Source organism: Castellaniella sp. MT123, from assembly GCF_039614765.1.
GTDB lineage: Bacteria > Pseudomonadota > Gammaproteobacteria > Burkholderiales > Burkholderiaceae_B > Castellaniella.
Window position 1 is genome coordinate 626588 of the sequence record NZ_CP154879.1, and the last position, 26835, is coordinate 653422.

25 protein-coding genes and 1 pseudogene are annotated in these 26835 nt (G+C 64.6%); 21 read left to right on the forward strand and 5 right to left on the reverse strand.

Annotation, left to right across the window (positions count from 1 at the left end; genetic code table 11):
- Positions 1-18 precede the first annotated feature (18 nt).
- From ligK to ABCV34_RS02855, 11 genes and pseudogenes are all read left to right on the forward strand, one after another.
- The gene (gene ligK, locus ABCV34_RS02805; protein WP_345797740.1) at positions 19-714 is read left to right on the forward strand and encodes a 4-carboxy-4-hydroxy-2-oxoadipate aldolase/oxaloacetate decarboxylase; all 696 of its coding nucleotides are present in this window, start codon (positions 19-21) and stop codon (positions 712-714) included.
- Positions 715-725: 11 nt separating this feature from the next.
- Entirely contained in the window at positions 726-1643 is a 918-nt protein-coding gene (locus tag ABCV34_RS02810; RefSeq protein ID WP_345797741.1) for an amidohydrolase family protein, read from the forward strand.
- A gap of 3 nt (positions 1644-1646) precedes the next feature.
- Positions 1647-2039 (forward strand): protocatechuate 4,5-dioxygenase subunit alpha, encoded by a 393-nt coding sequence (gene ligA, locus ABCV34_RS02815; RefSeq protein ID WP_345797742.1) that lies wholly within the window; start codon positions 1647-1649, stop codon positions 2037-2039.
- Complete coding sequence (locus tag ABCV34_RS02820) at positions 2036-2902, forward strand: class III extradiol dioxygenase subunit beta (RefSeq protein ID WP_345797743.1); 867 nt, start codon at positions 2036-2038, stop codon at positions 2900-2902. Before ligA ends, ABCV34_RS02820 begins: the two co-directional genes overlap by 4 nt.
- Positions 2902-3861, forward strand: coding sequence for a Gfo/Idh/MocA family oxidoreductase (locus ABCV34_RS02825; protein WP_345798679.1), 960 nt, complete (start codon positions 2902-2904; stop codon positions 3859-3861). Before ABCV34_RS02820 ends, ABCV34_RS02825 begins: the two co-directional genes overlap by 1 nt.
- Before the next feature lie 44 nt (positions 3862-3905).
- Positions 3906-5081: an ABC transporter substrate-binding protein gene (locus ABCV34_RS02830; RefSeq protein WP_345797744.1), complete on the forward strand. Its 1176-nt coding sequence runs from the start codon at positions 3906-3908 to the stop codon at positions 5079-5081.
- Between the two features lie 112 nt (positions 5082-5193).
- Positions 5194-6054: a branched-chain amino acid ABC transporter permease gene (locus ABCV34_RS02835; protein WP_345798680.1), complete on the forward strand. Its 861-nt coding sequence runs from the start codon at positions 5194-5196 to the stop codon at positions 6052-6054.
- A gap of 9 nt (positions 6055-6063) precedes the next feature.
- Entirely contained in the window at positions 6064-7104 is a 1041-nt protein-coding gene (locus tag ABCV34_RS02840) for a branched-chain amino acid ABC transporter permease (RefSeq protein ID WP_345797745.1), read from the forward strand.
- Positions 7101-7850: an ABC transporter ATP-binding protein gene (locus ABCV34_RS02845; protein WP_345797746.1), complete on the forward strand. Its 750-nt coding sequence runs from the start codon at positions 7101-7103 to the stop codon at positions 7848-7850. Before ABCV34_RS02840 ends, ABCV34_RS02845 begins: the two co-directional genes overlap by 4 nt.
- A pseudogene (locus ABCV34_RS02850) lies at positions 7843-8508 on the forward strand (ABC transporter ATP-binding protein); the annotation flags it as partial. The gene ABCV34_RS02845 and the pseudogene ABCV34_RS02850, both read left to right, overlap by 8 nt.
- 138 nt (positions 8509-8646) lie before the next feature.
- Positions 8647-9168 carry a hemerythrin domain-containing protein gene (locus tag ABCV34_RS02855; RefSeq protein ID WP_345798681.1) on the forward strand — a complete coding sequence of 174 codons (522 nt, stop codon included), beginning with the start codon at positions 8647-8649 and terminating at the stop codon, positions 9166-9168.
- Between the two features lie 24 nt (positions 9169-9192).
- Here ABCV34_RS02855 and ABCV34_RS02860 read toward each other — a convergent pair whose 3' ends face one another.
- Positions 9193-10095 (reverse strand): LysR family transcriptional regulator, encoded by a 903-nt coding sequence (locus ABCV34_RS02860; RefSeq protein ID WP_345797747.1) that lies wholly within the window; start codon positions 10093-10095, stop codon positions 9193-9195.
- A gap of 128 nt (positions 10096-10223) precedes the next feature.
- Between ABCV34_RS02860 and mdlC the strand changes: the two genes are divergently transcribed.
- From mdlC to ABCV34_RS02895, 7 genes are all read left to right on the forward strand, one after another.
- Complete coding sequence (gene mdlC / locus ABCV34_RS02865; RefSeq protein WP_345797748.1) at positions 10224-11843, forward strand: benzoylformate decarboxylase; 1620 nt, start codon at positions 10224-10226, stop codon at positions 11841-11843.
- Between the two features lie 40 nt (positions 11844-11883).
- Positions 11884-13335 carry an aldehyde dehydrogenase gene (locus ABCV34_RS02870; protein WP_345797749.1) on the forward strand — a complete coding sequence of 484 codons (1452 nt, stop codon included), beginning with the start codon at positions 11884-11886 and terminating at the stop codon, positions 13333-13335.
- 9 nt (positions 13336-13344) lie between these two features.
- Entirely contained in the window at positions 13345-14745 is a 1401-nt protein-coding gene (locus ABCV34_RS02875; RefSeq protein ID WP_345797750.1) for an FAD-binding oxidoreductase, read from the forward strand.
- Positions 14746-14807: 62 nt separating this feature from the next.
- Positions 14808-15371, forward strand: coding sequence for a TRAP transporter small permease (locus ABCV34_RS02880; RefSeq protein WP_345797751.1), 564 nt, complete (start codon positions 14808-14810; stop codon positions 15369-15371).
- A complete protein-coding gene (locus tag ABCV34_RS02885) occupies positions 15368-16702 on the forward strand; it encodes a TRAP transporter large permease (RefSeq protein ID WP_345797752.1) in 1335 nt (444 codons plus the stop codon). Before ABCV34_RS02880 ends, ABCV34_RS02885 begins: the two co-directional genes overlap by 4 nt.
- A 77-nt stretch (positions 16703-16779) precedes the next feature.
- Entirely contained in the window at positions 16780-17847 is a 1068-nt protein-coding gene (locus ABCV34_RS02890; protein ID WP_345797753.1) for a TRAP transporter substrate-binding protein, read from the forward strand.
- A 100-nt stretch (positions 17848-17947) separates the two neighbouring features.
- Entirely contained in the window at positions 17948-19003 is a 1056-nt protein-coding gene (locus tag ABCV34_RS02895) for a TRAP transporter substrate-binding protein (protein ID WP_345797754.1), read from the forward strand.
- Positions 19004-19084: 81 nt separating this feature from the next.
- Here ABCV34_RS02895 and ABCV34_RS02900 read toward each other — a convergent pair whose 3' ends face one another.
- The gene (locus ABCV34_RS02900) at positions 19085-20275 is read right to left on the reverse strand and encodes a benzoate/H(+) symporter BenE family transporter (RefSeq protein WP_345797755.1); all 1191 of its coding nucleotides are present in this window, start codon (positions 20273-20275) and stop codon (positions 19085-19087) included.
- A complete protein-coding gene (locus tag ABCV34_RS02905) occupies positions 20272-21552 on the reverse strand; it encodes an HDOD domain-containing protein (RefSeq protein WP_345797756.1) in 1281 nt (426 codons plus the stop codon). Before ABCV34_RS02905 ends, ABCV34_RS02900 begins: the two co-directional genes overlap by 4 nt.
- 246 nt (positions 21553-21798) lie before the next feature.
- On the opposite strand from ABCV34_RS02905, the gene ABCV34_RS02910 reads away from it, so the two are divergent.
- Positions 21799-22926, forward strand: a complete 1128-nt coding sequence (locus tag ABCV34_RS02910) for an aminotransferase class V-fold PLP-dependent enzyme (protein WP_345797757.1) — start codon at positions 21799-21801, stop codon at positions 22924-22926.
- A gap of 18 nt (positions 22927-22944) precedes the next feature.
- On the opposite strand, the gene ABCV34_RS02915 is transcribed toward ABCV34_RS02910, so the two are convergent.
- Both ABCV34_RS02915 and ABCV34_RS02920 read right to left on the reverse strand, forming a co-directional pair.
- Entirely contained in the window at positions 22945-23706 is a 762-nt protein-coding gene (locus ABCV34_RS02915; RefSeq protein ID WP_345797758.1) for an ABC transporter permease, read from the reverse strand.
- Entirely contained in the window at positions 23703-24650 is a 948-nt protein-coding gene (locus ABCV34_RS02920) for an ABC transporter ATP-binding protein (RefSeq protein ID WP_345797759.1), read from the reverse strand. Before ABCV34_RS02920 ends, ABCV34_RS02915 begins: the two co-directional genes overlap by 4 nt.
- A 105-nt stretch (positions 24651-24755) precedes the next feature.
- Here ABCV34_RS02920 and baeS point away from each other — a divergent pair, with 105 nt between their 5' ends.
- Positions 24756-26138, forward strand: coding sequence for a sensor histidine kinase efflux regulator BaeS (gene baeS / locus ABCV34_RS02925; protein WP_345797760.1), 1383 nt, complete (start codon positions 24756-24758; stop codon positions 26136-26138).
- The gene (locus tag ABCV34_RS02930; protein ID WP_345797761.1) at positions 26138-26833 is read left to right on the forward strand and encodes a response regulator; all 696 of its coding nucleotides are present in this window, start codon (positions 26138-26140) and stop codon (positions 26831-26833) included. Before baeS ends, ABCV34_RS02930 begins: the two co-directional genes overlap by 1 nt.
- Positions 26834-26835 lie beyond the last annotated feature (2 nt).

Genomic DNA, 26835 nt, shown 5'->3' on the forward strand with positions numbered 1-26835 from the left:
TGTTGGAGGACTTAAAAAATGACCACTCCCCTGAACCAGCTGGGCATCGTTCACCGGACGATTCAGCGCGCCGACGCCGCCGCTGTCGAGCACTTGTCGCATTTCGGCGTGGCAACCATTCACGAGGCCATGGGGCGCGTCGGATTGATGAAGCCCTACATGCGTCCGGTCTGGCGCGGCGCGCGGCTGTGCGGCACGGCCGTCACGGTGCTGCTGCAGCCGGGCGACAACTGGATGCTGCATGTGGCCGCCGAGCAGATCCGGCCCGGCGACGTCGTGGTGGCCGGCTGCACAACGGACAGTACTGATGGCTTTTTTGGCGATCTGCTGGCGACCTCCTTCAAGGCGCGTGGGGCGCGCGGCCTGGTGATCGATGGCGGTGTGCGTGACGTCGATACGCTGGAATCCATGGATTTCCCTGTGTTCAGCCGCGAGATCAGTTCCAAAGGGACCGTCAAGGGCACCCTGGGTTCGGTCAATGTCCCCGTGGTGTGTGCGGGCGCGGTGGTGATGCCGGGCGACGTCGTGATCGCGGACACTGACGGCGTGGTGGTGGTGCCGGCGGCGATCGCCGCCGAAGTCGCCTCCAAGGCGCAGGCCCGCGAGGATAACGAGGGTGCCAAGCGCGAGATCTTTGCTTCCGGCGTGTTGGGACTGGATTACTACAAGATGCGGGAAGGCCTGGAAAAGGCTGGTCTCAAGTACATCGACTGAGGACGAATCCGATGAGCACCACGGAAACCTTTACCAAAACCCCCGGCTGGCTGGATTATTACGATGGCCCCAGCCGTCCGCGTTTCCGGCTGCCGGCCGACGCCGTGGATGCGCATTGTCACGTCTTCGGGCCCGGGGCCGTGTTCCCCTATGCGCCGCAGCGCAAATACACGCCCTGCGACGCCCCGAAAGAGGCCCTGTTCGCGTTGCGCGATCACCTGGGGTTCGCCAGAAATGTGATCGTGCAGGCCACCTGTCACGGCACGGACAACCGGGCGCTGATCGATGCCTTGCAGGCATCGGGCGGACGGGCGCGGGGGGTGGCCACGGTGGCACAGGACGTCACCGATGCCGAACTGCGTGCCATGCATGAAGCCGGTGTGCGCGGCACACGCTTCAACTTCGTCAAGCGGCTGGCGGATTTCACGCCACGCGAGGTGCTGGCCGACATTGCTGCGCGCATCGCGCCGCTGGGCTGGCACGTGGTGGTTTACTTCGAAGCCCAGGATCTGCCCGAACTCTATGATTTCTTCACCACGTTGCCGACGACGGTGGTCGTGGACCACATGGGCCGGCCGGATGTGACCAAGCCGGTGGATGGTCCGGAATTCGGCTTGTTCGTGAAAATGATGCAGGACCATCCCAACATCTGGAGCAAGGTCACTTGTCCCGAACGGCTCAGCCAGTCCGGGCCGCCCGCGCTGAATGGCGAACAGCACCCCTACCGCGACGTGGTCCCGTTCGCGCGTCGCCTGGTCGAGACCTTTCCGGATCGCGTCCTGTGGGGCACCGACTGGCCACACCCGAACCTGAAGTCCCACATGCCGGATGACGGCCTGCTGGTGGACTACATTCCCCAGATTGCCCTGACCGCGGAGTCGCAGCGCAAGCTGCTGGTCGACAATCCTCACCGCTTGTACTGGAGTTGAGCCATGTCCCTGAACAAGCCTTATACCGACGTTCCCGGCACCACGATTTTCGATGCCGACCAGTCCCGCAAGGGCTATCACCTGAATCAGTTCTGCATGTCGCTGATGAAGGCGGAAAACCGCACCCGTTTTCTGGCCGACGAGCGGGCCTATCTGGATGAATGGCCGATGACCGAGGACCAGAAACAGGCCGTGCTGGCGCGCGACCTGAACCGCTGCCTGGAACTGGGGGGCAACATCTACTTTCTCGCCAAGATCGGCGCCACCGACGGACGTTCGTTCCAGTACATGGCGGCCAGCATGACCGGCATGTCGCAAGAGGAATACGCCGCGATGATGCTGGCGGGTGGCCGTTCCATCGACGGCAATCGGAAAATCGGAGAAAAGAAGCCATGAGCCAGACCCACGCACGCATCACGGCCAGTGTCTACACCTCGCATGTGCCGGCCATCGGCGCGGCCATCGACCTGGGCAAGACGGGCAATGACTACTGGGCCCCGCTCTTCAAGGGCTATGAATATTCCCGGCAATGGATGCGGGACAACCGGCCCGATGTGATCTTCCTGGTCTACAACGACCATGCCACCGCCTTCAGCCTGGATATGATCCCGACCTTCGCCATCGGCTGTGCGGCGCAGTTTCAGCCCGCCGACGAAGGCTGGGGCGCGCGTCCGGTGCCGCCGGTGATCGGCCATCCGGAACTGGCGGCGCATATTGCACAGTCGGTCATCCAGCAGGATTTCGATCTGACCATCATCAACAAGATGGATGTGGACCATGGCCTGACGGTGCCGCTATCGCTGATGTGCGGCCAGCCGCAGGCCTGGCCATGCCCGATCATCCCCTTCGCGGTCAATGTGGTGCAGTACCCGGTGCCGTCGGGGCGGCGTTGCTTCGAACTGGGACGCGCCATCCGGCGCGCCATCGAAACCTATGACCGGCCGCTGAACGTCCAGATCTGGGGCACCGGCGGCATGAGCCACCAACTGCAAGGCCCGCGTGCCGGCCTGATCAACCAGGACTTCGACAATGCCTTCCTGGATCGTCTGATCGCAGACCCGGCCGCTCAGGCGGCGGTCCCGCACATCGATTACGTGCGCGAAGCGGGCTCCGAGGGCATCGAGCTGGTCATGTGGCTGATTGCCCGGGGCGCCATGGCCGACGCGGCGGGCGGGCCGGCGCCGCGTGTCGCGCATCGCTTCTACCATGTGCCGGCTTCGAATACGGCTGTGGGACATCTGATTCTGGAGGAACAATGATGGCGGAACGCACACTGAAAGTCGCACTGGCCGGGGCCGGCGCGTTTGGCATCAAGCACCTGGACGGTATCGCCCGGATCGACGGTGTCGAGGTCGTCTCGCTGGTGAGCCGCGATCTGGACAAGACCCGCGAAGTGGCGCGGAAATATGGCATCGAGCACTCGACGACGGATCTGGCCGACGCGTTGTCGCGCCCCGAGATCGATGCGGTCATCCTTTGCACGCCCACGCAGATGCACGCGTCGCAGGCCATGGCCTGCCTGCGCGCCGGCAAGCACGTCCAGGTCGAGATCCCGATGGCCGACAACCTGAAGGATGCCCAGGCGCTGGTGGCGCTCGCCCGCGACAGCGGCAAAATCGCCATGTGCGGCCATACGCGCCGCTTCAATCCCAGTCACCAATACGTGCACCAGCGGGTCCAGCGGGGCGAATTCAACATCCAGCAGATGGATGTGCAGACCTATTTCTTCCGGCGCACGAACATGAACGCACTGGGCGAGCCGCGCAGCTGGACGGATCATCTGCTGTGGCACCATGCGGCGCACACGGTGGACCTGTTCGCCTATCAGTGCGGCAGTCCGATCGTGAAGGCCAATGCGCTGCAGGGGCCCATCCATCCCACGCTGGGTATCGCGATGGACATGTCCATTCAGCTGCAGGCGGCCAATGGGGCCATCTGCACGCTGTCGCTCAGCTTCAACAATGACGGCCCGCTGGGCACGTTCTTCCGCTATATCGGCGATACCGCCACCTACATCGCGCGCTACGACGAACTGATCACTGGCCGCGACGAGGCTATCGACGTGAGCCAGGTCGCCGTGTCGATGAACGGGATCGAATTGCAGGACCGCGAATTCTTCGCAGCCATCCGTGAAGGACGGGAACCCAACGCCAGCGTGGCGCAAGTCCTGCCTTGTTATCAAGTGCTGCATGATCTGGAGCGGCAGCTGGCCAACTGATCGGCCGGAGCCTTTTCCCAAAATTAACCACCAGGAGTGAGACCATGAAGTTCATCAAGACCCTCGGGGCGATGGCCTTGGCGTTGAGTACCGCCGCCGCCTTCAGCCCTGCCCAGGCCAAGGATCTGAAGATCGGCCTCGTGATGCCGATGTCCGGCCCGTTCGCTTCGCATGGCAAGCAGATCGGCCACGGCGTCGACTTGTATCTGGCCGAACATAACGGCATGCTGGGCGGGCGCAAGGTCCAGCTGATCATCAAGGACGACACCGGCATTTCCCCCGCCGTGGCCAAGCGCCAGGCGCAGGAACTGCTGATCAAGAACAAGGTCGACGTCCTAACCGGCTTCTCGCTGACACCCAACGCTTTCTCGGTCGCCCCGCTGGCGACCGAAGCGAAGGTTCCGATGGTGGTGCTCAACGCGGCGACGTCGTCCATCACCGAGAAATCGCCCTACATCACCCGCGTCTCGATGACCTTGCCCCAGGACACCGCGCCGTTGGCGCAGTGGGCCTACGCCAACGGCATCCGCTCGGTCTACACGCTGGTGGCCGATTACGGTCCGGGCCACGACGCGGAAAAGCAGTTCCAGAAGACCTTCACCAGCCTGGGCGGCAAGATCATCGGTGAAGTGCGCACCCCGGTCGCCACGCCCGACTATGCGCCGTACCTGCAGCGTATCAAGGACGCCAAGCCGGATGCCGTCTTCCTGTTCGTGCCCAACGGCGAGCAGGGTGTCGCTCTGGCCAAGGGCTTCAAGGAGCGCGGCCTGGAAAAGGCAGGCATCAAGGAACTGGCAACGGGTGACGTGACCGACGAGGACGTTCTGAACGCCATGGGCGATGCCGCGATCGGCATGATCACGTCGTTCCATTATTCGGCCGCGCATGATTCGCCGGAGAACAAAGCCTTCGTTGCCGCCTACCATAAAGCCTATCCCAACGATCGCCCGAATTTCATGGCGGTTGCCGGTTATGACGGCATGCATCTGATCGACATGGCCCTGGAAAAGACCAAGGGCGATGCCAGCGGCGAGGCGTTCATCAACGCGGTCAAGGGCATGAAGTGGGTCAGCCCGCGGGGCCCGGTGGAAATCGACCCGCAGACCCGCGACATCATCCAGAACGTCTACATCCGCAAGGTCGAAAAAGTGGATGGCGTGCTGCAGAACGTCGAGTTCGACACCATCAAGGACGTCAAGGACCCCGGCAAGCAGGGGTGATCGTTTCCCGGTCCTGGGTGGCGGTGCCTGCGCGCCACCCAGGACCGCCGCTTTCCTGACTGCGGGGACTGTGCCCGGGCCGGTGTGCAGTCCGTCTTACCCTCCAGGGTGAATCATGACTATACTTTTCGATGGCATCGCGTACGGCATGCTGTTGTTCCTGATCAGCGTCGGTTTGTCGGTGACGCTGGGGTTGATGAATTTCGTCAACCTGGCACACGGTGCATTTGCCATGCTGGGTGGCTACGCCTGTGTGATCCTGCTCAATGATTACGGGGTGCCGTTTCTGGCGACCCTGCCGGTCGCGATCCTCGTGCCGGCGATCGTGGGGGCGATTCTGGAGCGGGTGCTGTACCGGCGCCTGTATGCGGCCTCCGATCTGGATCAGGTGCTGTTTTCCATCGGGCTGGTGTTCATGGCGGTGGCGGCGGCGCATTATTTCTTCGGCGCCCAGCAGCAGCCGCTGCATCTGCCCGAATTCCTGTCCGGCCAGATCCATGTGATGCAGGGGCTGGATGTCGGCGTCTATCGCCTGTTCCTCATCTTCGCAGGCCTGTTGGTGGCGCTGCTGCTGCAGTGGTCGGTGATCCGGACTTCGTTTGGCGCGCGTCTGCGGGCCTCCGTGGACAATCAGCGCGTGGCGCGCGGATTGGGGATCGACGTCAGCCGGGTGTTCAGCCTGACTTTCGCGCTGGGGTCCGCCTTGGCGGGGCTCGGTGGCGCCCTGGGGGTCGAAATGCTCGGCCTGGACCCGGAATTCCCGGTGAAGTATCTGGTGTACTTCCTGATCGTGGTATCGGTGGGCGGCAGCGGCAATATCCTCGGATCCCTGTATGCTGCGATCCTGCTGGGGGTGGCCGACGTGGCCGGCAAGTACTACGTACCGCAGATCGGGGCCTTCATCATCTATGCCGTCATGGTGGCGACGCTGATTTACCGTCCGCATGGCCTGTTCGGCCGGGCGCACAAATAGGACTCTGACATGACGACCTCTTCCCTTCCCGGAACCGGTTCCGTGCCGCGGCGCGAGGATCTGCTCGACCGCTATCGCCGCACGGCGCACTGGAAGCCGCTGGAATACGTGTTCTGGTGCCTGCCGATCCTGGCGTATTTCGCCTTTCCCGGCAATTACCTGCTGCTCAGCCAGATCGCCATCACGGGGCTGTTCGCGCTGTCGCTGGATCTCATCTTCGGCTATGCGGGGATCATCTCGCTGGGCCATGCCGCGTTTTTCGGCGTCGGCGCCTATACCGTGGGACTGCTGGGTTCCCACGGCCTGGGAGATCCGCTGCTGGGGCTGCTGCTGGCCGCCGTCTTCGCAGGGCTGCTGGGTTTTCTCAGCAGCTTCCTGTTGCTGCGGGGCAGCGACCTGTCGCGCCTGATGGTCACCCTGGGTGTGGCCCTGATGCTCTACGAGCTGGCCAACAAGTTCACCCGCATCACCGGAGGGGTGGACGGCATGCCGGGCATCGAGATCAAACCCATCCTGGGTGTGTTCGATTTCGACATGTTCGGCCGGGTGGGGTTCATCTATTCGGTCGTGGTGCTCTTCGTGCTGTTCTGGGTGGCCCGGCGGCTGGTGTATTCGCCCTTCGGGCAGAGCCTGCGCGGCATTCATATGAACGTCCTGCGCATGCCCGCGCTGGGGGTGCCGGTGAACCGCCGTCTGGTGCAGATCTACACGATCGGCGCGGCCTACGCGGGGGTGGCCGGGGCGCTGCTTGCCCAGACCAACCAGTTCGTGTCCCTGGACGTGCTCAGCTTTCAGCGTTCGGCCGATCTGCTGCTGATCCTGATCCTGGGGGGCGCCGGCCATCTGTACGGTGGGCTCATCGGTGCCGTCGTCTTTGTCATGATCAATTATTTCCTATCCGACATGAACCCGCAGTACTGGCAGTTCTGGCTCGGCCTGATCCTGGTGCTGGTCGTGCTGTTCGCGCGCGGCGGCATCCTCGGCACGGCGCAGCAGTGGATCCGTTCCTCCCGGCAGCGGGCGCAGGCCAAAACGGAGACCTCCGCATGAATCCCGTCTTGCAAACTCACGACCTGATCCGGCGCTTCGGCGGTTTCGTGGCGACCGATCAGGTGAACCTGGCGATTGCGCCGGGCGCGCGTCACGCCCTGATCGGACCCAACGGCGCGGGCAAGACGACGCTGATCAATCTGCTGACTGGTTTTCTGGAACCGTCCTCGGGAAGCGTCTCGCTGATGGGGCGAGACGTCACCCGGATGCCGCAGCACGAACGCTGCCGGCAGGGGCTGGTGCGTACCTTCCAGATCAACCAGCTGTTCATGGGGATGACCGTGCTGGAATCGGTTGCCCTGGCGGTCAGCGAACGTCAAGGCCTGGGGACCCAGTGGTGGAAGCCGCTGTCGGCCCACGCGGAAGTGGTCGACGAGGCCGCTGCCATCCTGGAGCAGCTGAAGCTCCTGCCCGACGCCTACGAAACCACGCGCGATCTGGCCTATGGCCGCCAGCGTCTGATCGAGATCGCGCTGGCCCTGGCCCTGCGCCCCAAGGTGCTGCTGCTGGACGAGCCGGCGGCCGGGGTGCCGACGGGCGAGAGCCGCGAACTCTTCGACACCATCGCGCAGTTGCCACGTGATGTGACCATCCTGTTGATCGAGCATGACATGAATCTCGTGTTCCGCTTTGCCGAACGTATTTCCGTGCTGGTATCGGGCGCTCTGCTGCTCGAGGACACGCCCGAGGTGATTGCCCATCATCCTCGGGTCAAGGAAGTCTACCTGGGAGAAGCCCATGGCTGATTTGCTGCGGATGGAGAACGTCTGGGCCGGGTACGGTGATGCCGTCATCCTCGAGGACCTGTCCTTCTCGCTGGAGGAGGGCGGCAGCTTGGCCCTGCTGGGGCGCAACGGCATGGGCAAGACGACATTGCTGGCTACCTTGATGGGCGTGACGCGTTTGCGCCAGGGGCGGATCGTTTTCGAGGGCCGTGACATCGCTCGCGTGCCCAGCCACCAGCGGGCCCGGGCCGGTCTGGGGTGGGTACCCCAGGAACGCGATATCTTCCGGTCGCTGACGGTCGAGGAAAATCTGATGGTGGTCGCCCGGCCGGGGGAATGGACGCTGGATCGCGTCTACGACATGTTCCCTCGGTTGCGCGAGCGGCGGGCCAATCTGGGCAATCAGCTGTCCGGGGGCGAGCAGCAGATGCTCGCCATGGGCCGCGCGCTGATGCTCAATCCGAAGATCCTGCTGCTGGACGAACCCCTGGAAGGCCTGGCTCCGCTGATCGCACAGGAACTGCTGCACATCATCGACCGCATGGTCACAGAAGGCCGCATGGCCGTCATTCTGGTCGAGCAGCATGCCCGCCAGATCCTGCCCATCACCCGTCAGGCCCTGGTGCTGGAACGCGGCAAGGTCGTCTATGCGGGTGGTAGCGCCGAGCTGCTGCGGGATGGACAAGCCCTGGACCGCTGGCTGGGAGCGGGCTCGACCGAAGAATCCCCTGGCCCGGCTGTGGCGTCGCCTGTGCCGGTGCCGGCGATCGAGGTCATCCACGAGGAACATCGGGCCATCGCGGCGATTCTGAATGCCATGTCCCGCGTCCTGGAAGGCATCGAGGCCGGTCGCCTGCAGCCCGATTTCACGCTGTTGGCCACCATGGTCGAATACATCGCCGAAATGCCGGACAAACTGCATCACCCCAAGGAAGACCAGATCTTCGCGTTGTTGCGCACCAAGACCCACGAGCTCGATGCACAGCTCGATCGCCTGGAGGCCGAACACCGCGACACGGTTCCGGCGACCAGCCGGCTGGATCGGGCGCTGGTTAGCTACGTGCAGGGCGGGGCGGCGGCTTTCGGCGGATTCCGGGATGCCGTGCAGACGTATATCGCCGATGAATGGGTGCATCTGAACACCGAGGAAGGCGCCGTGCTGCCGGCGGCCAGGCGCCTGTTCAGCCCCGAGGAATGGCAGGAGATCAATGCCGATTTCGCCCGCAATGGCGATCCCTGGTCCGGTGCGGACAATCGCTACGCCGAGCTGTTCAAGCGGATCGCCAATCTGGCGCCGGCGCCGGTCGGCGTGGGCGCATCGGGCCTGGATGCGACCTGAGTCGATGCGGGCCATACCTGATAGTCAGGCGTCCTGGTAGAGCTCCAGGGCCAGACTGCGTAGCCAGCGGTGGGCCGGGTCCCCGTCCTGCCGATGGCTCCAATGGATGGGGACGTCGAATTCCCGCAGCGGAAAGTCGGCCTCGACGATCGCGTACCGTTCCGGAGGGACGAACGATCGTGCGATGTTGCGCGGAATGATGACCGCCAGGTCGCTGGTTTCGATCACGACGGGCAGGGCCATGAAGTGTTCCGTGGTCAGGCGGATGCGGTCGGCCATGTGCAGGGCTTCCAGCGCCGTGTGCGTATAGGCATGGGTGCGTACGGCGATGAATTCCAGCGCCCGGATGTCGTCGAGCGGGACGGGGGAAGGCCGCGCGGTCAGCGCGAAGGGGTGGCTGTGGCGCATCAGGATGATGTAGCGGTCCTGGAACATGACGGCCGAACGCATGCCCTGCAGCCCGGGCAGAAACCCAAAAGCCAGATCTACCCGTCCGTGGTCCAGGGCGACGCCCAGCTCCGGCACGGGCAGACGCATGGTTTCGATCCGTGCGCGGGGCGCGCGCTGGCGCATGGCCTGAATCAGCCTCGGCAGGAACTGTCCTTCGCCGATGTCGGTCATGTGCAGACGAAAGCGACGATCAGACTGTGGCGGATCGAAAGGCGCGGAATCCGTCGCCGCATTTTCCAGGACCCGCAGGGCATCGTGAATCGATAGCGCCATGCGTTGTGCCCGGGGTGTCGGCGCAACCCCGCCCGCCGCACGAATGAACAGCGGATCACCCACCAGATTGCGAAGGCGGGTCAGTCCCTGACTCACGGCGGGCTGGGTCAGGTTCAGTGCGATAGCGGCCTGGCTGACGCTGCCTACTGTGTAGACCGCATCGAAGACACGCAGCAGATTCAAATCGAAGTTTTTAATATTCATGTCTCTAATAATAGATATCTAAATCATTTTATTGATTTATATCATGGGGGCTTTCATCATGCTTCAAACCCGTGCGAAGTGGGCATGAGGACAATGCAACTGGCTGGATGAATGGCCCGGAGGATGACATGCAAGCAGACGCGGTGATAGCGCGCGTACAGGACAACGAACAGACCGGGCTGGTGCCGGTCCGCCAGGCCGTCACGGATCTGCTGCGGCAATTCGGCATGACGACGATGTTCGGCAATCCGGGTTCGACCGAACTGGGCCTGTTCCTGGATTTCCCAGCGGACTTCCGTTACGTCCTGGGGCTGCAAGAATCCGTCGTGGTCGGTATGGCCGACGGATATGCGCAGGCGACGCACAATGCCGCCTTCATCAATCTGCATTCGGCGGTGGGAGTGGGGCACGCCATGGGCGCCATCTTTACGGCGCACAAGAACCGGACTCCGCTGGTGATCACCGCGGGCCAGCAATCGCGGGCCATCCTGCCTTACGATCCGTTCCTGTTCTCCAGCCAGGCCACGGAGCTGCCCAAGCCTTACGTCAAATGGAGCATCGAGCCAGCACGCGCCGAGGACGTGCCCCTGGCGATCGCCCGGGCCTATTACATGGCGATGCAGCCGCCGTGCGGACCCGTGCTGGTGTCGGTGCCCGCCGACGACTGGGGCCGCTTGTGCGAGCCCGTGCAGGCGCGCCAGGTCAGCCGCTCGGTGCGTCCGGATCCGGTGCTGCTGGACCGGATCGGCGGCCAGCTGGATGTGGCCGGGCGCCCGGCCTTTGTCCTGGGCGCGGCGGTGGACCGGGACGGTGCCTGGGACGATGTGGTCGCCCTGGCGGAGCGTCATCGCGCCGCAGTCTGGACCGCGCCCATGTCGGGACGCAACGGTTTTCCCGAAGACCATCCTCTGTTCGCCGGCTTCCTGCCGGCAGCGCGAGAGCGCATCGTCAGCCTATTGGACGGGCACGATTTCATTCTGGCCTTGGGCGCCGCCGCCTTCACCTATCACGTCGAGGGCGAAGGGCCACACGTGCCGCCGGGCAGCGTCCTGGCGCAGATCGTGGACGACCCGAACACCTTGTCCTGGGCTCCGGTGGGCACGGCGGTGCAGGGGAGCGTGCGCCAGAGCGTGCGCGATCTGCTGGCCCGGCCGCAGCCTGCCGCGCGGCAGGATCCGCCGCGACGCGTGCCGGCCCCGCGTGCCGAGCCATCGCCGCTGATGTCCGTGGCGTACGTGCTGCAGACGTTGGCGGAAGTCCGCGCGGCCGATTCGATCGTGGTCGAGGAAGCGCCCAGTGCGCGACCGGTCATGCAGCGCTATCTGCCGATCCTGCAATCCGGAACCTTCTATACGATGTGCAGCGGCGGCCTGGGATTCGGTCTGCCCGCCGCCGTCGGGGTGGCGTTGGGCAAGCCGGGCAGCAAGGTCATCGGCGTGCTGGGGGATGGTTCCAGCATGTATTCGATCCAGGGGCTCTGGAGCGCCGCGCAGCTGGGCTTGCCCATCACGTTCCTGATTCTGAAGAACCGCAGCTATGCGGCATTGCGGGAATTCGCACCGGTCTACGGCTTTACCGCCAAGGACGCGCTGCATGGCGTCGATCTGCCCGACATCGATTTCGTCGCCACGGCCCGGGGCATGGGCTGCGAAGCCATGCGGGTATCCGAGCCGGATGCCCTGCCGGTCATCCTGCGCAAGGCGCTGGGCATGAAACTGCCGGTGCTGGTCGAGATCGACGTTGCTTGACGACTGCATATAAAAACACATTACCTTCCAGGAGGACACCATGAGCACCATTTCTCTGCTGATCCGGGGTCGGCATCGGCAAGCCAGCGGGGGCAAGACCTTCGAACGCCGCAATCCGCTCGATAGCGGTGTGGCCACGGTGGCGCCGGCCGCCACGCCCGCGGATGCGCAGGAGGCCGTGCAGGCGGCGGCCGATGCCTTTGCGCAGTGGTCCCAGACCGGCCCCAGCCAGCGACGCGCCCTGCTGAGCAAGGCTGCCGATGCACTGGAAGCCCGCGAAGCCGATTTCGTGGCCGCGATGGCGGCTGAAACGGGGGCATCGGCCCTCTGGGCCGGGTTCAACGTCCATCTGGCAGCCGGCATGCTGCGCGAGGCGGCGGCGCTGACCTCGCAGATCGGCGGCGAGGTCATCCCGTCCGACGTGCCGGGCAATCTGGCCATGGCGCAGCGCGTGCCGGCAGGCGTCGTGGTGGGCATGGCTCCCTGGAACGCGCCAATCATCCTGGGGGTGCGGGCGATCGCCACGCCGCTGGCCTGCGGTAATACTGTGGTCCTGAAGGGCTCCGAACTGTGTCCCGCCACGCATGGCCTGATCATCGAGTCCTTGCAGGAAGCCGGGATGCCCGAGGGGGTCGTGAATTTCATCACCAATGCGCCGGATGACGCGCCCGCCGTGGTCGAGGCGCTGGTGGCCCACCCGGCCACACGGCGCGTGAATTTCACCGGTTCGACCAAGGTCGGGCGGATCATTGCCGGTCTGTGCGCGCAGCATCTCAAGCCGGTCGTGCTGGAACTGGGCGGCAAGGCGCCCCTGGTGGTGCTCGACGACGCGGACCTGGAGTGCGCGGTCAATGCCGCCGCTTTCGGCGCTTTCGCCAATTCGGGCCAGATCTGCATGTCGACGGAGCGCATTGTCGTCGATGAAGCCATCGCGGATGCCTTCGTCACCCGGCTGGCCGACAAGGTGCGCGGGTTGCCGGTCGGCGATCCGCGCAAGGGGCCGGTGGTGCTGGGGTCGGTGGTGGACATGGCCGCCGTTCATCGCTGCAACGCCATGATCGACGATGCCCTGTCCAAGGGCGCGAAGCTGCTGTGCGGCGGCAAGTCGGACGACACCCTGATGCCGGCTACGCTGTTGGACCACGTGACGCCGGACATGCGGATCTATGCCGAGGAGACGTTCGGCCCGGTCAAGGCCATCGTCCGGGTCGAAGGCGAGGATGCCGCGGTCGCCTGCGCCAACGACAGCGCCTATGGCCTGTCGTCCGCTGTGATCAGTCGGGACGTCGCACGCGCCATGCGCATTGCCGGACGGATCCAGTCGGGGATTTGCCACATCAACGGCCCGACCGTCCATGACGAGCCGCAGATGCCGTTCGGCGGCGTCAAGGACAGCGGCTACGGCCGGTTCGGCGGCAGGGCGGGGATCGATGCTTTCACCGAACTGCGCTGGATCACGGTCCAGACGGCGCCGCGCGCCTATCCGTTCTGAGGATCCGCCATGACGGAAAATCTGCTCGATACGCTGCGTGCTGTCGTCGGCGCAGGCCAGTGCTTCACGGAAGGTGCCATCGAGGATCGCTTCCTGCATGACTGGATGATCAAAACGCCGCTGGGCCAGCCGCTGGCCGTGGTCCGACCGGCCGACACCGACCAGGTGTCCGCTGTCCTGCGCGCCTGCCACGCCGCCCGGGTGCCGGTGGTACCCCAGGGCGGACGCACGGGTCTGGCGGGCGGTGCCCTGCCGATCGAAGGCTGCGTCGTGCTCTGTCTGGAGCGGCTCGACGCCATCCACGAAGTCGATACGGCGGCGGCCACCATGACGGTCGGGGCGGGGACCGCGCTGGAGACGATCCAGCGCGCGGCCCAGCACGCCGGGTTCCTGTTTCCGCTGGATCTGGGAGCCCGGGGTTCCTGCCGCATCGGCGGCAACCTGTCGACCAACGCGGGCGGCAACCGGGTGCTGCGCTACGGCATGACCCGCGACCTGGTGCTGGGGCTGGAAGCCGTGCTGATGGACGGCACCGTGCTGACCCAGATGAACAAGATGCTCAAGAACAACACGGGCTATGACCTCAAGCAGCTGTTCATCGGCAGCGAGGGTACCCTGGGCGTCATCACGCGGGTGGTGCTGCGCCTGTTCCCGCAGCCGCGCAGCCGCTGCACCGCGCTGTGCGCGCTGGCGGACTATTCCGCCGTGGTCCGTCTGCTGAATCATGCCAAATCGGGTCTGGGTCCCAGCCTCTCGGCCTTCGAGCTCATGTGGCCGGATTTCTACGAACTGGTGACGACGCAGCTGCCGTCGTTGCCCACCCCCGTGTCGCATGGACATGGCGCCTATGTGCTGCTGGAGTCCATGGGGACTGACCAGCAGGCGGATCAGGCCCGCTTCGAGGCGGTGCTGGGCGAGGCCCTGATGTCCGACATCGTCCAGGATGCGGTGATCGCACAGTCCGAGGCGCATGCGATGACCCTGTGGTCGGTGCGTGATGCGTCAGGCGAGTTGCAGCGCATCTTCTGGCCGCACGCCGGCTATGACGTCAGCATTCCGACCGGGCAGCTGGGGGACTTCATCCTGGCCTGCACGCGCGCAGTGAAGCGGCGCTGGCCCGATGCGCGGACCGTGTTCTTCGGGCATGTGGGTGACTCCAACATCCATATCGGCGTCAAGGTCGATCAGGATCCCTTTCCCGAGTCGAAGATCGACGAAATCGTCTACGGCCTGGTGCGCGACTGGGGCGGCTCGGTGTCGGCCGAACATGGAATCGGCGTGCTCAAGCGGCCCTATCTCGAGTTCAGCCGCAGTCAGGCCGAACTGAGCACCATGCGCGCCTTGAAGGCCACGCTGGATCCGCTGGGTCTGCTCAACCCCGGCAAGGTCCTGCCCGAACCTGTCGGCTGACGGAGCCCCGGCCTGGAGGCCGGGGCCCTCAAAAGAAAAGACATCCGACATCTGGAGACACCATGCACACACCCTCGGCTGACGAGGCTCACGTCCCGCCCGTCCTACTCCCGGCCCAGTTCGGTCCGTATGGCCGGGCCCTGCTTCTGCTATCCAAATTCCTGGCAACCCTGGGGGGCTTGGCCTTCGTGGCGCTGGTCGGCATATCCCTGATTTCCGTCGTCGGGCGCAAGCTGCTGGCCATGCCCGTGCCGGGCGACATGGAAGTCCTGATGATGGTGGCGGCAACGGCCTCGGCTACCTTCTTCGCCTACTGCCACCTGGAAGGCGGCGATGTGAAGGTCGACTTTTTCACCGCGCGCGCCCGGCCGGGAACCGTCCATCTGCTGGACGCGTTCGGCTCGCTGCTGGTCGGGCTGTTCGGCGTCCTGATTGCCTGGCGCAGCTGGGTCGGGGCCATGTCGCTGTTCGACGCCGGCGAGACCTCGGCCATCCTGGGCTGGCCCGTTTGGCTGGCTCAGGTGGGCATGGTCCCGGGTTTCGTCCTGCTGGCGCTGGCCGGCTTTTACATGTGCGGCCTGCATCTGCAGGCATCGTGGGCCCGTCGCGCGGAGGTTCGGTCATGAGCGGCATCACCATCGGTTTCGTCATGTTTGCGGTCCTGCTGACCCTCATGGTGGTCCGCGTTCCCATCGGGATCTCCATGTTCGTCGTCGGGGCCGGGGGGTATGTCTACCTGACGGGCAGCAACTGGGCGCCGCTCATGGCGTCGCTGAAGAATCTGGCCTATGCCCGGCTGTCGAATTACGACCTCGTGGTGATTCCGCTGTTCCTGCTGATGGGGCAATTCGCCACCCACGGCGGCCTGAGCCGCAGCCTGTTTCGGTTCGTCAGCGCCTTCATCGGCCATCGGCGAGGCGGCGTGGCGATGGCCGCGGTCGGCGCTTGTGCTGGTTTCGGCGCCATCTGCGGATCTTCCCTGGCCACCGCCGCGACCATGGGGCAGGTCGTGCTGCCGGAACTGCGCCGCTACGGCTATGCCGGCAGCCTGGCCACCGGCACGCTGGCTGCGGGTGGGACGCTGGGCATCATGATCCCGCCGTCCGTGCCGCTGATCATCTACGCCATCCTGACCCAGGAATCCATTGGCAAGCTCTTCATGGCGGCGGTCATCCCGGGCCTGATAGCCATGATTGGCTACATGATCGTGATCCAGATCATCGTGCGCCGCAAGCCAGAGATGGGGCCCGCCGGCGCACGGACAGCCTGGTCGGAGCGCCTGAAGGCACTGATCCAGGTCGGGCCGGTGCTGGCGGTGTTTTTCATCGTCATCGTGGGCATCTATGCGGGGTGGGCGACGCCCACCGAAGCCGCAGCCATCGGGGCGGCGGCCTGCGGGATCATTGCGGTGGTGTCGGGCGGCCTGCGCTGGAAAGGCCTGCTCGAGAGCGCCCTGGGCACGGCGCAGGCCACGGCCATGATCTATCTGGTGCTGCTGGGAGCGGACATGCTGAACGTGTCCCTGGCCCTGTCGCAGATGCCGGCGGAACTGGCCTCCTGGGTGCAGCACAGCGGCCTGTCGCCTTTCCTGGTGATCGTGTCCATTCTGCTGGTCTATATTTTTCTGGGCTGTGTGATGGATTCGCTGGCCATGATCCTGCTGACGATTCCCATCTTCTATCCGATGGTGATGGGGCTGGATTTCTATGGCATGGGCCACGACGACAAGTCGATCTGGTTCGGGATCCTGGCCCTGATGGTCGTGGAGATCGGTCTGGTCCACCCGCCCGTCGGCATGAACGTCTACATCATCAACCGCCTGGCCAAGGACGTCCCGCTGACGGAAACCTTCAAGGGGGTCATCCCTTTCCTGGCGTCGGACTTCATTCGCATCGCGGCCCTGATGCTGTTCCCCAGTATTTCCCTGGTCCTGGTAAAGACCTTCGGGGCGCTCTGAACCATGGCCCGGCGTTCAAGGTTGCACCAACTACACATAAAGAGAAGCAATTCCCACTTATCCACGAGGAGACAAGCATGACGCAGCAGTACTTGACAACATCACGTCTTGGCAAGGCCCTGGCGGCGCTGGCTCTGGGCCTGACTGTAGCCACGGGGGCGCAGGCAGCCGATCAGGTCGTCCTGCGTGTAGCCCATTTCCTGCCGGCGACTTCCAGCGCCCAGGTGAACCTGATCCAGCCGTGGTGCAACAAGATCGCGCAGGAATCCAATCAGCGCATGGTCTGCCAGATCTACCCGGCGATGCAGCTGGGCGGCACGCCCGCGCAACTGTTCGACCAAGCCAAGGACGGCGTGGCCGACATTGTCTGGACCGTGCCGACCTACGCGGCGGGCCGCTTCGTGAAGAGCGAGGTCTTCGAGCTACCCTGGATCGCGGTGAAGGCCGAAGCCGGCAGCCAGGCGCTGTGGGAATACGTCCATCAGTATTCGATGGACGAGTTCAAGGGCGTGCATCCGATCTTCATGCATCTGCATGACGGGGCGCTGTTCCACTTTTCGAGCAAGCAACCCAGGACGCTGGAGGATCTGAAGGGACTCAAGATTCGGGCGGCGACGCGTTCGAATTCCCGCACTATCGAGGCGCTGGGTGCCGTGCCGGTGCAGATGCCGATGCCGGCCGTGCCCGAAGCACTCAGCAAGGGTGTAGTGGACGGGGTAACCGTCCCCTGGGAAAGCGCTCCGGCGATCAAGCTGTCCGAGATCTCCAACTATCACTTCGACGTGCCCGAAGGCGCCCCCCGTCTGTCGAACACGATCTTCTTGTTCGGCATGAACCAGGCCCGCTACGACAGCCTGCCGGCCGACCTGAAGAAAATCATCGACGACAACAGCGGCCTGAAGGCCTCCGCCTGGGCCGGCCGGGTCGGTTTCGACGAGATCATCCCCAAGTTCAAGGAGCAGGCCAAGGCCGCCGGTAATCGGTTCTACAACATGCCGGATTCAGAATACCGCCGCTTCGTCGAGGCCACTCAGGGCGTCAGCAAGGACTGGATCAAGACGGTCGATGCAAAGGGTGGTAACGGCGCCGAACTGCTGGCCGCAGCCCGCAACATGATCAAGGAGCATGCCGCTTCGGGGCAATGATCTCGGCACGACGACCCGCGCCACTTCGCGCGGGCCATCATCGACACCCCGGAATTCCCGCTTCCGGGCTGACGCGGGTTTTATCAAAAGGAGACACTCAATGAAACGACACCCTCTGAAACCGACAGTGCGCCTGCTGACGGGAATGGCCGCCAGCCTGATGCTGGTCGCCGCCGCTCACGCTGAGCAGATCGTCCTCAGGGTCCATCATTTTCTGCCGTCCACATCCAATGCCCAGGTGAACATGATCCAACCCTGGTGCGACAAGATCGCCAAGGAGTCGAATCAGCGACTGGTCTGCCAGATCTATCCGGCCATGCAGCTAGGCGGCACGCCTGCGCAGCTGTTTGATCAGGCCAAGGACGGGGTGGCCGATATCGTCTGGACCTTGCCGACCTACGCGGCGGGCCGCTTTACCAAGAGCGCCGTCTACGAATTGCCCTGGTTGGTGCCAAATGCTGAATCGGGCAGCCGCGCCCTGTGGGAGTTCACCCAGAAATACGCCCTGGACGAATACAAGGGCGTGCATCCGATCTTCATGCACACGCATAGTGGCACCCTGATGCATTTCGTCAACAAGCAGCCCAAGACCTTGGCGGACATGAAGGGCATGAAGATCCGCTCGGCCAATCGGGTCAATTCTCAGATGCTGGATACGATCGGCGCCGTCCCGGTGCAGATGCCTTTGCCGGCTGTCCCGGATTCGCTGGCCAAGGGGGTCGTTGATGGCGCAGCTGTTCCTTGGGAAGGTGTCCCGGCCATCAAGCTCGACGAGATTTCCCGCTACCACCTTGACGTGCCCCAGGGCAAGCCGCGCATGGGCAATTCGATCTTCCTGTTCGGGATGAACCAGGCGCGTTACGACAGCCTGCCTGCGGATCTGAAGAAGGTGATCGACGACAACAGCGGCGCCGATGTGTCCGCGTGGGCTGGCCGCACGGTCTTCGATGAGCGTGAAGCCGAGTTCATGAAGACATCCAAGGAGAACGGCAGCACGTTCCACTACATGGATGACGCCGAATACCAGAACTGGATCAAGGCGACCCAGGGCGTGCGCGACCTGTGGATCCAGGCGGTCGACAAGAAGGGCGGGAAGGGCGCCGATCTGTACGCGGCGGCCCGCAACATGGTGAAGCAGTACGCGACGCGCCAGTGATCCTCGTTCGATTCACGGCCGTGCCCCAATCCGGAATCGCGACATGACCCGATAAGCCCGGCGGGAAACCGCCGGGCTGTTTCATGAGTGCTTCCGCCGCAGGGCGAAGTGGCAGACGCCCCCCAGCACCAGCCCCCAGAAGGCGCTGCCGATACCGAGCAGGCTCATGCCGGATGCCGTGGCCAGAAAAGTGACCAAGGCGGCGTCCCGGTGTTCGGGGGCTTGCAGGGATTCATGGATGCTGGTGCCCAGGGTGCCCAGCAGGGCCAGGCCGGCGATGGCGGCGACCAGTTCGTGGGGGAACGCCGCGAACAGCGCCACGACGGTCGCCCCGAAAATGCCGGTCAGCAGATAGAACACCCCTGCCCAGACGGATGCCTTGTAGCGTTCCCGGGCGTCCGGGTCGGCATCCGGGCTCATGCAGATGGCCGCGGTGATGGCCGCCAGGTTGTAGGCGTAGCCGCCGAAGGGCGCCAGGATCATCCCGGTGACGCCCGTCCAGGAAATCAGCGGTGAAGCGGGCACACGCGCGTAGCCGTTGGCGCGCAGCACCGCCAGGCCGGGAACGTTCTGCGAGGTCATGGTGACAATGAACAGCGGCAGCGCGACCCCGATCATGGCGGACAGCGAGAACGACGGCGCCATCCAGACCGGGTGAGCCGGTGTCCAGTCCAGCCCGGCCAGGGGCAGCCCGCCTTGCAGGCTGGCGCAGACGATGCCGGCCAGTAGCGCCAGCGGCACGCTGTAGCGGGGCAGAAAGCGGCGAGCCAGCAGGAACGTGGCGAACATGGCGATGACCAGCGCCGGGCGCCCGTGCATCGAGGTGAACAGATCCATGCCAAAGCGCAGCAGGATCCCCGCCAGCATGGCCGACGCCAGGTGTCGCGGGACCCAGTCCATGATCTTCTGGAACCAGCCGGTGATGCCGCATAGGGTGATCAGCGCGGAGCTGACCATGAAGACGCCGATGGACTGGGCCAGGCCGATGTCGCCGAGGCTGGTGGCCAGCAGGGCGGCGCCGGGCGTCGACCAGGCGGTCAATACCGGTGCGCGCCAGGCCAGCGACAGGCCGATGCAGGTGATCCCCATGCCAAGTCCCAGGGCCCACATCCAGGAAGCCAGTTGGGCGTCGTGCGCGCCGGCTGCGCTGGCCGCCTGGAAAACGATGGCGACTGAACTGGTGTATCCCACCAGCACGGCAATGAAGCCGGATGACACATGCGAGATCCGCAGCCAGCCGGCAAGCCGCCCGCCGAGGCTGGACGCGGTCATGGTGCGGCGCGGGTGATGCCGTGCGCCCAGGTGAACGCCTGCTGGATCAGCGGATCGAGCTGTTCCGCGCTGACGCCCAGGGCCTGCAGCAATGGAGCCGGGTTTTCTTCGACGTCACGGTCGGACGGGAAGATCAACGTGGCCAGGCGCAGGTCGGGCCCCAGCGCGCCTTCGCGTCGCAGCAGCGCCTCGCGCACGGGGACGTCCACGCTCACCTGGGACATCAGGTCGGCCATGGAACTGCTGAACAGCTGGTCCATGATGGACAGCATCCCGGTGGTGAAGGCGGCATCCGCGCGCACGGTCTGTTCCGGGTGACGCAGCACCGACAGCGATTCCATCAGACGGGCGCGGGCACTGGCCTGGATCAGGGTGGGCGACAGGTATCCAGCCGGACGGCCGGATTCGGTGTACATCAGGGCCTGGATCCAGCGTTGCAGTTGCCGCCGGCCCAGCAGCATGATGGCCTGGTTCAGGGATTCGACTTCCTGGCTCAGGCCGTAGGCCGGGGTATTGACCATGTCCAGCAGGGTCTTGACCAGCTCGGCATCCTGCTGCAGGCAGGCCTGGATTTCGGGCGTTTCGCCCTCGCCCATGATGAGCGTGATCAGGCGCAGCAGGGTCTTCTGGCGGGGTGTGAGGGATGCGGCCGACACCAGATCGGAGGGCCATCGTCCCTGGAATAGGGTGAAACCCAACAACAGGAAATTGTCCAGGGATGCCTTGTCGGGCACGTTGGCGGCCATCAGCAGGCGGCCTGCCTGCTTGTGCTGGAAGCTCTGGCGGAAGATGTCGGCCTTTGTGCTGAAACCCGGATCGAAGCACACCACCTTGCAGAAGGGTGTCAGGGCGCTGCGCTCGGGCTGGGCGGCCAGGTCGCCGCGCATGGAGAACTTCAGGCCCCCATGCGCCAGCCCCTGCAGCGACGGGATCAGTTCCGGCGTGATTTCGAGCGATTCGGGAAATTCGATGTAGCAGCGGTTACGCGGCAGGGTCGCCGTAAAGACGTTGTGCAGCAGGGCCGGGGTGCCGTCGATCCAGTGCGGCGCATAGGCCAGAAAGTTGTTGACTCCATGCGCGCGCGCGGATTCGATCAGCGCGGCGCCGGCATCGGGATTCGAGGGGGGCTCCGTGGCCCACAGGATCTTCAATCGATAGCCATGCAGGCCGCGATTCTGATCCAGCACGGGTTCGCGGCGGATCAGATAAGGCGGCAGCGGTTCCTGGGTGTCCTCCCCGGTTTCAGGCCGGGGGTCGGACGTCAGGGTGGTCTCCATGCTTACTCCTCGACGGGGGCTTGCCGGACAGGCGAGAGGCCTTTTCAGGGCAGGCGATTCGGATCTTTTATTGTCATGGTTCGCCGGCCGTCACGGACCAGGGCGCATGACATTATAGGGAGTCGCCGGTCAGAGTGATCGGCGGGACTGACCCCATTCATGGGGTCATGGCTGGCGTTTGCGGCGGTTCGCAATCGCGTCCAGCCCCTGGACTACAATCGGGGCGTCCTCACACCGGAGAAGCTCATGCCAGGATTGCTCCCCCAAGTCGACCCGGAGGGTCTGCTGGAATATTCCGTCGTCTATACCGACCGCGCGCTGAACCATATGTCCCAGTCGTTTCAGGGCGTCATGCGGGATATCTCGCGCACGCTGAAATCGGTGTATGGCGCCCATTCGGCCATCGTCGTGCCGGGCAGCGGCACTTTCGGCATGGAAGCCGTGGCTCGCCAGTTCGCCACCGGCAAACGCTGCCTGGTGATTCGCAATGGCTGGTTCAGCTATCGCTGGACACAGATCTTCGAGGCCGGCGACATCCCGTCCGAATCCCGCGTGCTGAAGGCCCGCCCGGTGGAACCGGGCAATCAGCCGTATTTCGCCCCGCCGCCCGTCGACGAGGTCGTCGCGGCCGTGAAAGAATTCAAGCCGGACGTCGTGTTCGCGGCCCACGTGGAAACGGCATCGGGCATCATGCTGCCCGATGACTACATCCGCCGGGTCGCCGATGCCGTGCATGCGGTGGGCGGGCTGTTCGTGCTGGACTGCATCGCCTCGGGCACGATCTGGGTGAACATGCGCGACACGCATGTGGATGTGCTGATCTCGGCGCCCCAGAAAGGCTGGACGTCCTCGGCCTGCTGCGGCCTGGTGATGCTGGGCGAGACCGCCCGCCAGCGCATCGACTCCACGCAAAGCACCAGCTTCGCCTGCGACCTGCGCAAGTGGCTGGGGATCATGGAAGCCTATGAAAAGGGTGGCCACGCATACTACACGACGCTGCCGACCGATTCCCTGATCGTGCTGCGGGACGTCATGGCCGAAACCGACTCTTATGGCTACGACCGGGTGCGCGCCGAACAACAGCAGCTGGGGGATGCCGTGCGCGCCCTGCTGCGCGAGCGCGGCTTCAAAAGCGTCGCGGCACCTGGTTTCGAAGCTCCGGGCGTGGTGGTCAGCTACACCACCGACGACGGCATCCAGTCCACGCGGAAATTCGCCGAGGCCGGGCTGCAGGCCGCCGCCGGCGTGCCGCTGGCCTGCGACGAGCCGGAAGGATTCAAGACCTTCCGTATCGGCCTGTTCGGGCTGGACAAGCTGCACAACGTTCAACGTACAGTGGATACCCTGGCCCGGGCCCTGGACCGCATCCAGTAAGTCCACTCAGCGCGGCCCCTACGGCCGCAGCCGGTACCCGGTGCGGAAGATCCAGGCAACGATGGCCAGGCAGACCGCCAGGAACAGCATGGTCACCGCCAGGCTCAGCCAGACGTTGACGTCGGCTAGTCCGAAAAAACTCCAGCGAAATCCGCTGACCAGGTACACCACAGGGTTGAAGAGTGTCACTTTTTGCCAGAAGGGCGGCAGCATGTCGATGGAATAGAAGCTGCCTCCCAGAAAAGTCAGCGGGGTGACGATCAGCAGCGGCACGAACTGCAGTTTTTCGAAATTGTCGGCCCAGATGCCGATGATGAAGCCCGCCAGACTGAAGGTGAAGGCTGTCAGGATCATGAAGACGATCATGGTCAGCGGATGGTCGATCCGCAGCGGTACGAACAAAGCAGCCGTCGCCAGGATGATGACGCCCAGGATGATGGATTTGGTGGCGGCGGCGCCGACATAGCCCAGGAGAATTTCCCCATAGGAGATGGGGGCGGACAGGATCTCGTAGATGGTGCCTGTGAATTTCGGGAAATAGATCCCGAAGGCCGAATTCGAGATGCTGTGCGTGAGCAACGACAGCATGATCAGTCCCGGCACGATGAAGGCCCCGTAGCTGACGTCGCCCACGTGCTGGATGCGCGACCCGATGGCGGTGCCGAACACCACGAAATACAGCGACGTGGAGATCACCGGCGCGACGATGCTCTGCATCAGGGTGCGCCGGGTACGCGCCATTTCGAAACGATAGATGGCCTGGATGGCGCGCAGATTCATGCGGGTCTCCCGATCAGGTCGACGAAGATGTCTTCCAGCGAGCGCTGCTCGGTTTCCAGGTCGGTCACCGTCAGCCCGTTGGACTGCAGCGCAGCCATCAGGGCGGGGACCGCTTCGCCAGCCTGGGGCGATTCGTAGCGGTAGCGCAGCTGGCGCGTGTCCGTGCCGAGTTCCAGCGGCCAGTCCTGAAGGCCGGGCGGCAGCCCCGGCAGGGGGTCGCGCAGGTGCACGGTCAGGAATTTCTGCCCCAGCTGGCGCATGAGGCGGGACTTTTCCTCGACCAGCAGCAGCCGGCCGTGATTGATGATGCCGATCCGGTCCGCCATTTCCTCGGCTTCCTCGATGTAGTGGGTCGTCAGGATGACGGTCACTCCGGTCGCTCGCAGCGAGCGCACCAGATTCCACATGTCCTTGCGCAGCGCCACGTCCACGCCCGCCGTGGGTTCGTCCAGGAACAGGATCGACGGTTCGTGCGACAGGGCCTTGGCGATCATGACGCGGCGCTTCATCCCGCCCGACAGCGTGATGAGGTTGCTGTTGCGCTTGTCCCAGAGTGACAGAGCGCGCAGGATGCGTTCCAGGCCGGCGGGGTCGGGCGCCTTGCCGAACAGGCCCCGCGTGAAACTGACGGTGTCCCAGACGGTTTCGAAGGCGTCGGTGGTCAGTTCCTGGGGCACGAGCCCGATAGCGGAGCGGGCGGCCCGATAGTCGCGTACGATATCGTGACCTGCGACCCTGACTGTGCCGCTGGTGGGGTTGACCAGGCCACAGACGATGCTGATGAGTGTCGTCTTGCCGGCGCCGTTGGGGCCCAGCAGGGCGAAAATTTCCCCTGCGCGGATCGTCAGGTCGACCGCGTCGAGTGCGCGGTGCCCCGAGGCATAGGTCTTCCCGAGCTGTCGAATGGCAATGATCGGATCGGATTCATCCGGAGATGTCGTCATGAATGTCTCGTTGGCAGGCCGGTTGCTTGTCCGGTGATCCGGCGGGCGGGCGCCAGGGAACAGGACATCTGCCTGACATCATAGAGCATGGTTGGAGAAGGACAATTGCGATCCAGCATCACGTTCAAGCTGTTTCTGGCCATTCTGGCGACGTGCCTCGCGGTGGCGCTGGCCATGGGCATGGCGGTGCGCTACAGCTTCGACAGCGGTTTCGACGACTATGTCCAGGAACGCGAGCATCAGCGCCTGGATACCTTGTCCCAGTTGCTCGCGTCCGATTACGCGGAATCGGGGGGCTGGCAGTTCCTGGCGGGCCGCCAGGACCGCTGGTGGCGCAGCCTGCGTCTGTCGCGGCGCGATCTGCCCCTCGGTGAACACCCGCATGGGGCGCAGCCGCTGCGCGTCACCCTGGTTGATGCGCAGGGCGACTGGCTGGCGGGGCCGCGCGCGCGGCCTGGCGCCGACATCCGGCGGGTGCCAGTCGTGGTCGAGGGTCAAACAGTGGGCTGGCTCATGACGCCGCCGCTCGTGTCCAGAGCCGTCAACGACGAGATCGACCGCCAGTTCCAGGCCCGACAGCTACGCGCGACCTGGGTGATCGTCGGGCTGTCCGTGCTGCTGGCTGCCGTGGTCAGCCTGTTGCTGGCCCGGATCCTGCTTGTGCCGGTGCGGCGGATGGCCCGGGCCACGCATCGGCTCGCCAGCGGCGACTATCAGACACGGGTGCGTGTGGGCACGCCCGACGAACTGGGCCGATTGGCGCGGGACTTCAACCGGCTGGCGCACAATCTGGAACGCCATGAACAATGGCGTCGCGAACTGATGGCGGATGTATCGCACGAGCTGCGAACCCCGCTTTCCGTGTTGCGCGGCGAGATCGAGGCGCTGCAGGATGGGCTGCGTCCACTGGATGCGGGCGCGCTGGGGTCGCTCGCCCACGAGGTCAAGCAGCTCAGCGACCTGATCGACGACCTTTACGAATTGTCCCTGGCCGATGCGGGTGCGCTGAACTATCACATGAAACCAGTGGACCTGAGTGTCCTGGTGGCGCAAGCGGTCGATGCCGTGCGGGATCGTTTTCAGCGCGGCGGCTTGTCGATCGATGTGCGCATCGAACCGGGCCTGGCGCTGCAAGGCGATGAGAAACGGCTGTTGCAGCTCATGAGCAATCTGCTGGAGAACAGTCTGCGCTACACCGACAGCCCGGGTCAGGTAAAGATACTGGCCTGCCGGACACGCGACGCGATCGAACTGGAAATTGCCGATAGCGCGCCCGGTGTCGGGGCGGAACACCTGCCCAGGCTGTTCGAGCGTCTGTATCGGGCCGAGGCCTCGCGCAGTCGCCAGCATGGCGGCGCCGGCTTGGGGCTGGCGATCTGCCGCCGCATCGTGCAGGCGCATGGCGGGCGGATCGCGGCGTCGCCATCCGCGCTGGGTGGGCTGGCGATCCACATCACATGGCCTGCCGTCCCGGGGAAGGAGTCCTGATGAAGATTCTCGTCGTCGAAGACGAACCCAAGCTGGCCGAGGTTCTGCGCACCTATCTGGAAGCGGCGGGTTACGAGGTGCGCTGTGTGGACAATGGCTTGCAGGTCATGGATCTGGTGCGCGAATGGGAGCCCTCGTTGGTGCTGCTGGATCTGATGCTGCCCGGACGCGACGGACTGGATGTCTGCCGCGATATCCGTGGCCATGCCGCGATCCCGGTCATCATGGTGACCGCCCGGACCGAGGAGATCGACCGCCTGCTGGGTTTGGAGCTGGGGGCGGACGATTACATCTGCAAGCCATACAGTCCCCGTGAAGTGGTGGCCCGGGTGCGCGCGGTCCTGCGTCGGGTCGAAGGGGATTCAGGCAACGGCCGGGCCCGCGATGCCAAGCAGGGTTTACGGATCGAACCGGATGCCTGGCGGGCTTGTCTGGATGGGGTGAGTCTCGATCTGACGCCCGTCGAGTTTCGCCTGTTGGCGCTGCTGGCCAGCCAGCCTGGGCGCATTTTCTCGCGGGATCAGGTCCTGGACGGGCTGTATGACGATCACCGAATCGTCACGGACCGCACGGTCGACAGCCATGTCAAAAATCTACGCCGCAAGCTGGCGGCTGTGCGTCCGGGGGACGAACTGATCCGCTCCGTGTATGGGGTGGGGTATCGGCTGGAGCTGGCCGGCCAATCCCCACCCTGATG